The sequence below is a fragment of the Porphyromonas sp. CAG:1061 genome, from assembly GCF_000435035.1.
In the GTDB taxonomy this organism is placed as follows: Bacteria; Bacteroidota; Bacteroidia; order Bacteroidales; family Porphyromonadaceae; genus Porphyromonas_A; species Porphyromonas_A somerae.
On the sequence record NZ_HF988911.1, the window covers coordinates 1 to 2,112 of the forward strand.

The 2,112-nt window shown below is 48.2% G+C and carries 3 protein-coding genes; all 3 read right to left on the reverse strand.

Annotation, left to right across the window (positions count from 1 at the left end):
* Window positions 1-473: 473 nt before the first annotated feature.
* On the reverse strand, window positions 474-1,502 hold the full coding sequence (gene recA, locus QVO39_RS04440; protein WP_018027546.1) for a recombinase RecA: 1,029 nt from the start codon (window positions 1,500-1,502) through the stop codon (window positions 474-476).
* Window positions 1,502-2,014 carry a peroxiredoxin gene (locus tag QVO39_RS04445; RefSeq protein ID WP_021903180.1) on the reverse strand — a complete coding sequence of 171 codons (513 nt, stop codon included), beginning with the start codon at window positions 2,012-2,014 and terminating at the stop codon, window positions 1,502-1,504. The genes recA and QVO39_RS04445 overlap by 1 nt, the downstream gene beginning before the upstream one ends.
* On the reverse strand, window positions 2,011-2,112 hold a 102-nt coding region (locus QVO39_RS04450; RefSeq protein ID WP_288171759.1), incomplete at its 5' end, for a hypothetical protein. The genes QVO39_RS04450 and QVO39_RS04445, both read right to left, overlap by 4 nt.

Here is a 2,112-nt window from a genome sequence, read left to right on the forward strand (position 1 = left end):
CTGCCTTACACACTTTTTGGGATACTACCTTTCTTATTCATCGAATAATAACATATCTGCAACAGTTGTTCGGGGCTTAGGGGGGATGCCCCTCCGACTTGTCTGATAAGCCACTATCCAAGACATTTGATAGCTTAGGTGGGAGACTCTTTTTTTACCGCATTGAAACTGGAGTTTCACCGCATCGAAACTAATCGGTTGAGGCAACAAAAAAGGGCGCCCGTTATGGGTGCCCTTTTTGCATTATCCTCTTAAAACGACAAAAGCTGTACTTCGCGTACAGCCTTTGTCGGTCATTCCACAATATATTAGGATGTTAGGTAAGAAAGATTGATTAGGTTATGCTTTTCTGACAACACAAAGGTCATCAAATCTTAACATCTTACCAAGTAAATCCCTATGCTTTATAACACTAGTTTCTTGAATATATATTTAATAAACGGTGGTATGTATAGCGTCGTTAATAAATATATTTACTTGACTTTTGCTCCAAGTTGCTCATGGATTTGATTCTCAATGAGTTCCAATAAGTCGGGATTTTCATTGAGGACTTCAATCGCTTTGTCTCTACCTTGTCCCAATTTGGTATCTTCATAGCTATACCATGAGCCGCTTTTGCGTATGATATCTAGGTCTGCACCTACGTCGACGATCTCTCCAACCTTGGAGATACCTCGTCCAAACATGATATCAAACTCAGCGCGACGGAATGGAGGGGCTACCTTATTCTTAGCCACCTTTACCTTGGTGAGGTTACCGATCACTTCGCCATCAGCATCCTTGATAGGAGTGCTTTTGCGGATATCTAGTCGCACCGAGGCGTAGTACTTCAGAGCATTACCACCGGTAGTGGTCTCGGGGTTGCCGTAGGCACCAATCTTCTCACGCAACTGGTTGATAAAGATACAGGTGGTCTTGGTACGATTGATGATACCGGCGAGCTTACGCAGAGCCTGGCTCATCAGTCGGGCATGAAGACCCACTCTATTCTCACCCATATCGCCCTCAATCTCACCCTTTGGGGTCAGTGCCGCCACGGAGTCGATCACGATGAGGTCCATTGCCGACGAACGGATTAGGTTCTCAGCGATATCAAGTGCCTGCTCTCCCGTATCGGGCTGAGATATCCAAAGCTTGGAGAGGTCTACCCCGAGTGCCTCGGCATAGCTGCGGTCGAATGCATTCTCCGCATCGATGATGGCAGCGAAGCCACCTTGCTTCTGGCACTCTGCGATAGCGTGTATGGCTAGAGTGGTCTTACCTGACGACTCAGGGCCGTAGATCTCCACAATTCGTCCCTTGGGGTATCCCCCTACACCGAGGGCAATGTCGAGGTTGAGGGAGCCGGTAGGGATCACCTCTATATCCTCGATTTCCTGCGACGCCATATTCATGATAGAGCCTTTGCCGAAGGTCTTCTCAATCTTATCCAACACCGACTTAAGTGCCTTCTCCTTCTGCTGTTGCTCTGCCGATTGCTCCTTTGTCTCTTCCTTTGCCATTACTCTTTATCTTCTTCTAATTGTTTGATCAATTTAAGTACCTGTGCGGCATGCTCCTTGGTCTTGATCTCCCGGCCGGAGAACTTACCTCTCACCACACCCTCCTCATCAATGAGGAAAGTGGTACGCTGCGTGCCCATATACTTTCGGCCATACATGCTCTTCTCCACCCAGACGCCAAAGTCTTGCTGTAGCTCAGTCTCGGTATCCACGATAAGGGGGAAGGGGAGGCTATGCTGCTCAATAAACTTCTGGTGGCTCTTGGCACTATCCTTGCTCACTCCTATCACTTGGTAGCCAGCATCCTGTAGGTCGGCCATGCCGTCACGAAAACTACACAGGTCGCCCATGCCGTCACGAAAACTACACGCCTCGGCAGTGCAACCACTGGTATTATCCTTTGGGTAGAAATAAAGTACAAACTTCTGCCCTTTCAGTCCCTTGCGGGTGTACTCCTTACCATCTTGGTCCACCCCTAGGATTTCGGGGATCTTATCGCCTATCTCTATCATAGCTCTAGGTCTATATCGTGAAGCTCATGCCATGGGAGCCCTTGCTTTGCCACCTCCTCTAGGAATGGATCGGGATCAAACTCCTCGACGTTGAAGAC